The following is a 6,285-nucleotide window of genomic DNA, read 5'->3' as shown; positions in this document are numbered from 1 at the left end:
CGAGAGATTCATAAGAAAACGTCATCCTTTCTAGTCTAGCTTTTTTAGAAAGAATAACGTTTTTTTACACTTGGGGGTAGTGAAGATTTTTAAGTTGATGGGCATGGGATAAACCCCCTTATTTCCCTAAATTAAATAGATAAACATGTATTTTCCATTATTCATTATCAAATAGATGAATAATACTTTTCATTATGTTGATATTTCACAAAAAAAAAGATAAAATATATAATAGAATATATATAATTAAAAAAGAGATTTATGATATAGTTGTTTCATATAAAAAGGAAATTAAGTTCAATTTATTTAAAAAAAGACAAAAAAATAAAACTCCACCCACCGTTTTCAATTGATTCCAAGTTTGGCGACTAGATCAATTAAAAACCCCAGTTAGCAGAGTTTTTTAACAAAATTAATATTATGGTTAAATTATATCATAACTAATGAAGTTTTGTGAATAAAAAACTCGCTAATTTTCCGATATTGGGCTGGAAATATTAGGGAGGTTTTTTCGTGTTATTAAAAAATTTTTTATTAAGCAAAGCAAAACGAGAACTAAGTCCTCAACTGGATCGTATATCCACTAAACCAGGAAATATTAATAAAGCCGTAAAAAAAATTCTAAAGGAGATTGATAGCATTCTTTTAGAAGAACAGGGCTTTACTACTGAAGACATTTCTTTACAAACTCCTCGTAAGTACAAAGGACTTGAAACAATTTTATCTTATCTTGTTCACGAAGGTTTTTCTTGTGTGAAACAGGATGTGATAGCCCAAAAAGCGGGAATCTCAAAACCCCTTATCAATGAAACTCTTTCTTGGCTAGAAAAACTTGGTATCTGCCTACAAATTAGAAATCGTAAAGCTGGAAAGAAAGGTCCTTCTGTCTACATTTTAACAATACATAATAATTATCAAAAAATCATAGATTACTTTAAACACAAATGGCATCTAGCAATTGAGATAACAGAAACTATCTCAAACCTACTATCCAAGTGGACTCTATTAAAAGAAAAAAAAGAAGAAGTTACAGGCGAACAAGTAGATACAGATCCAAAACAAGAAGAAGCTAATGAGCAAAGTGAAGAACCTAAAGACTATTTTGCTAGAAAAGAAGATTTCAATGAATATTTAAGTAAAGATCAACAAAGAGCATGGCACTATATTATGAGTTCACCATTTACTAATCTGTCTGAAAAAGATGCATATGCAATTGCAAATAGAATGCCACCAGATATCGACAAAGATGCTTGGTATTTCTTCAGACAAGCTGCCGATCGTTTTGAAGCTAGTAAAGCTGATAAGAGTAATGCTGCTTATTTCATTGAAATATTTAGCCAAAACTATAAATCTTATTTAAAACGTAAAAAAGAAGAAGCTGAAAAATATGTTTCATCTTTATCAAAACCAAAACAAAAGTTAATAATTTACGATTTTATCAAAGGGGAATAATCTTGCTTAAAATCGCCATTTTTATAGCCTTGTTTAAAAATTATAGCAAAACAAGGCTATTTGTCATGCGCTTATATTATCTCCTAAATACCTCTCATACTTCACATCCAAATCAATTAAAAATAATAGTGTTTTTTAACATATAATGGGAAAACATAAAAAGATAACCTAATAAAATTACCGCAATGAATAGACTGAAAATTTTGATACCTCCTTTGTTTCTACCAAATAACTACTAAGAAAAAAAATCAAACTTCTTGTTAGAGTAAGGCTAAATCGCCTTTTTTAATTTCTAATGTATTTAATGATTTTAATTTTTAAAACAAGATTTATTAAATAAAAGAATCTTATCGACATTCATCAATTTTTTTATTAGCACCATTTGTCATTCTCCCTACTGATTCCCTAATCCTCGCTAAAATAGAATTCCTATATTAGTACATATAAAGATCAAACATACACATCTTCCCTAAACTTCGCTAAATAGTCTGTTTTCAATTTTCAACAAAATCAGTGGTTCTTCCTTATAAAAGTACAAAAAACTGTTACAACGAAATCTAGAAGTGTATAACAAGAATTTATTAGACACTATCACACCCAAATGTTTTAATTTGTTGTAACAAAGATCGCCCCTATCCTCCAGATTCCCTTATAATCTTCCTCCTATATAACTGGTATTCGACTTATAATCAGAAAGTTATTTTCCGGGAACTTAATCGTTATCGAATTGATACCTATAACAGAATGTAGAAAGGCATCTCGCTAAAGAATTACAGAAAAATAACAAATAAAGCACACGTTGGTTACAATAAAGTTATCTAAAAGTAATTTAATAGTTACATTCCGGTTATTTTATAAGTTTTTTTAGTTGCGCCATCCAGGTAGATGTGTTAAAATTACATTAAGGTATCGGAAAGTAATCTATTCAAAACCGACTAGGTTTCGAAAAGTGTTTATACGGTAATGAAATAGTATTCAAAAGGAGATGTGTTTATGAGTGTAATGTTTAAATTAAAAGCGGATATTGGAAATAGTAAGGTTAAGTTCAAAATTGAGGATAAGATTGAAAAAGTACCTAGTGTATACAAACGTTTGTTTAAACCTCTTGATCCAAGTGAAACAAATATTGAAAAATGCGTTGTGAATTTACTAGATGAATTACATATACATATTACGAGCAATTCAATTAAGCGTAGTGGCCAATTTTTAGTTGGTAAACGCGCGATGAATTTTGCTAAAGATACAACAACAATGGATATTGAAGAAGGCGGCAAACATGAAGATGATTTACCGATTATTCATTTAGTTAGTATTGTAGCTGCAAAGGCAATTCAAAAGGAATTTGGAGAAACTAATACCTTGCCAACAACACTGGATGTAAAAGTAAAGCTGACTACAGCTATTCCAGCAAGTGAATGGAAACCAGAACATGCTAGAGTATTAGAAAAAAGATTAGTAGAAAAGCCACATATTGCAATTGTAGATGTTGCTGAAGAAAAGGTAACAGTAACAGTTAATTTTGAACAAGTAACAGTAACACGTGAAGGGATTCCACCATTATATCGAATGATTCGTGCGATTGCTGACGGTGAGCACAAGATGTTTAAAAAATACGTGGAATTTTGTAAAAAAGAGCTAAACTATACTGAAGAAGAAATACAAAAAATGTTGACATATGAAGTGTTTTCAACGAAAAAAATTCTCCATGGTGACATTGGTGATGGTACAACGGAGTACATTTATACTGAAGGGTTAAATCCTAAACCAGATTCTTGCACAGGTGAACGTCGAGGTATTGGACATGCTTTGTTAGAAGCAATAAAACTTTTACAGAGTAACAGACCAGGAGTTGGAGAGGTTACTCGCCAACAATTCGCTGAGATTTTATTAAACGAAGAACATAAATTTTATCAAGAAGCTAAAGAGTTTTTCTACGAGACTCGTTTTGTTCAAGCTGAAAATATCATGCGAGATATCCGCAATAAATACAGAAATAATACAGCTAGTGAGGCTGAAGTAATTGCAATATATGGTGGAGGATCAATCGCGCTAGAAGAGGATTTAGAAAAGGAATTAATATCGTTCTGTAAGAGAAATAAATTAGAATTGCTATGGATTCCAGCTGAATATGCTGTAGACATGAATATCGAAGGATTAGATGTACTAGAAAAAGAAGTGTTAGTTTAGGTTGGTGTTAGATTATGAAGGCGAAAACAAAACCAGAACAATATGGATGGAAACTAAAAAAAGTAAATGATCCTGAATTTTGGGATTGGTACGAAAACCAAGATAATATAGGTGAATCGTTATTTACTTTAATAAAGTTTTTTATGAAACAATATGGCACGTTAGATGTAAAAAGCTTTGAAGCACAGCAAGAAATGCATAGAGATTTGTTGATGAAAGATGAATTTTATCAAGAGTTCAACAAAATGAAGAATTTATTACAAGATAATACAGTTGTTTCTAAACTGATCACTGAACAACCTTCTGTTCAAAATATTGAACCCTCAAAAGGTGAATCTGTAAAAAAAGAGGAATCAATTAAAGAAGAAACAAAAGAAGAAGTGAAACAAGAGACATCAGCACCAAATATATTTGGTGCTGTAAATCGCGATAATATTGTTTAAATATATGCATCAAAACTATTAAACTGAAATGTCATTGGTCATGATCCATACGAGATATATGTACAAGATTATGAACAAAAAAAGCACAGGAATATTGAAGTGAAAATACTAGTTGTCCGTGAAGGGCAACTAGTATTTTTTTATGAGAGGGTAATAGTGAGGACAGCTGACATAATATTATAGTGTGATCTAGAGACCAGTTATATAGGGAGGATATATACAGAGATAATATATATGTACAAGCTATGTGATATATATTATATACAAGGAACGATGGATGGTGTTTCGTAACGAAATACGAAAGATGTTGAGCTGTATGGGGATGATGAAATATGGAATGAATGGGCTGCCGGCCGCCGCGGATTTACTGTAGCTAAAAGACTAATAGCCTTTCGATTAGTTACAGTATTCTACGAATACAGTTACTATCTCAAGGATAACTTCAGTAATTTTATTGTTTTTAAGAATCGTGACATAGCTTGATATAATAAGATTTAGCTATAGAATTAATATAAGAATAGATACAGAATTAATTTACACCTATTCTTATGCCTATTCTTATATTAATTCTATTCATTTCCATGGTAAAACTGCTAATAATTCTTAATCAAATTCTATACTTATTCTGTACGGTATTTTCTTTAAAATTCGGATGGATATCGAAGAGAAAATAGACTTTCCATTGCATGTACATTCAACCTTCAAAACGAACAAAGGAGGTATTCGATTAAGGAATATTCGCTTTAAAATAGAGTGAATATTCTGGTCTTGAAGCCGCAAGGAAGACTGAAAGTAAAGATCACCATGGTAAGACGTTTTCAAATTCGAGACTATAAGAGAGATTTTTTTTGAAGAAAAGAGAGGACACAGGTGGAACAAAAAACATACAGACCAAGAATCCCCTATTGTCGAATGTAAGATTTTTATTGTATAATTGCGGTACACAATTTTTATAAAAAAGAGGTATATAAAAATGACCTGGGAATCAAAACAAGTAGAGTTTTTGTCTTCATTAAAGTCTCGTGGCCGCAAGGATTCGACCCTAAAACAGTACCGTTATGATCTCAATTTATTTGTATTCTGGATCAAGAAGAGAAACCCTACCCCTTCTCAAGAGGTCTTTCAGAGTTCCGATACAAATGGGTTGTCTAGCTTTTTAAACGCGCTTAAAAAGGATCGTGGGGCTTCTAACTCGAATACAAAACGAGTTAAGGGGATTGTAATCAACTTCTTACAATTTCACGGGAATGGAAATGATTTAAAAAGCGATGTATCGCCACCTCCCCTTACATCTAAAAACTTTGCTTCAGATAAGGAAATACGCAAATTAATGCGTACTATTAGCACTTTAGATGGTTTAACAGAGTACCAGGCATCCGGCAGGATACATATCCTGAATAGGAATGTTCTTTTGGTCCGTTTTATGCTAAAGTACGGACTATCTATCCAAGACATCATTTCGTTGTCTATGCGCGATTTAAAACTTGCTGAAGGCATAATTACCCCTGGTCAATCAAGTGCGCTTAAACGCCCTGTAAAGCTATCAAAAAAAGACAGAGAATTAATCCTGGACTATTTAAATGACATTCCGGAAACAGTACGCCCAAGACACCATAGTGATGATCCGCTCTTTGTCGCTTTTGATTTCGCGCCACAAACGTTTCGTTGGGATTACTCTCAAGATACACCTGCAGCATTAACAAGAGTCAGTGTTCAAAGGATGCTTCAAAAAGAAATCAAACGTGCCGGTATACACGTCACGCCTACGACATTGCGAAATCGTTGGATACTAAACGCTTTACAAAAAGGTATGACACCAATAGAGATACAATCACACCTGGGATTAAAAAGTATAGAAGCGCTACATCGTTATGTAGTGTTTTGGAGAGAATTAGAAGAATCTTCTTCATACGGTAAGTGAAATTTTAATAAATATGAAGTTCAGTAAAATAAGAAAGCGTTTTCCACGGATAGAAAACGTGATATAATTGAATTCGATTCGCATCTAATACATATTATTAAAATTAAAGTGGTTCAAGTCAGAGAAAGGCACCTTAGGGTGTCTTTTCTTTATGCACATAAAGGGGTACCGCCACACATCCATCAACTTAAGGTATATTTTTAAACAAAATGCGGTCTTTCCATATAGTTTTTTATTATCTTTTGTAGATTTTATAAAAGCGGGCATATCAAATAAACCCTG

The 6,285-nt window shown here is 32.3% G+C and carries 4 protein-coding genes; all 4 read left to right on the top strand.

Annotation, left to right across the window (positions count from 1 at the left end; genetic code table 11):
• Nucleotides 1-513: 513 nt before the first annotated feature.
• Nucleotides 514-1,452, top strand: coding sequence for a hypothetical protein (locus MR168_RS31830; protein ID WP_242291742.1), 939 nt, complete (start codon nt 514-516; stop codon nt 1,450-1,452).
• Nucleotides 1,453-2,445: 993 nt separating this feature from the next.
• On the top strand, nt 2,446-3,639 hold the full coding sequence (locus tag MR168_RS31825) for a ParM/StbA family protein (protein ID WP_242291741.1): 1,194 nt from the start codon (nt 2,446-2,448) through the stop codon (nt 3,637-3,639).
• A 14-nt stretch (nt 3,640-3,653) separates the two neighbouring features.
• A complete protein-coding gene (locus tag MR168_RS31820) occupies nt 3,654-4,082 on the top strand; it encodes a hypothetical protein (RefSeq protein WP_098777454.1) in 429 nt (142 codons plus the stop codon).
• 973 nt (nt 4,083-5,055) lie between these two features.
• Nucleotides 5,056-6,003: a tyrosine-type recombinase/integrase gene (locus tag MR168_RS31815; RefSeq protein WP_242291740.1), complete on the top strand. Its 948-nt coding sequence runs from the start codon at nt 5,056-5,058 to the stop codon at nt 6,001-6,003.
• Nucleotides 6,004-6,285: the final 282 nt, after the last annotated feature.

This window comes from Bacillus cereus group sp. BfR-BA-01356 (genome assembly GCF_022663635.1).
Taxonomy (GTDB): Bacteria; Bacillota; Bacilli; order Bacillales; family Bacillaceae_G; genus Bacillus_A; species Bacillus_A cereus.
This window is presented reverse-complemented; position numbering and strand designations above follow the sequence as displayed.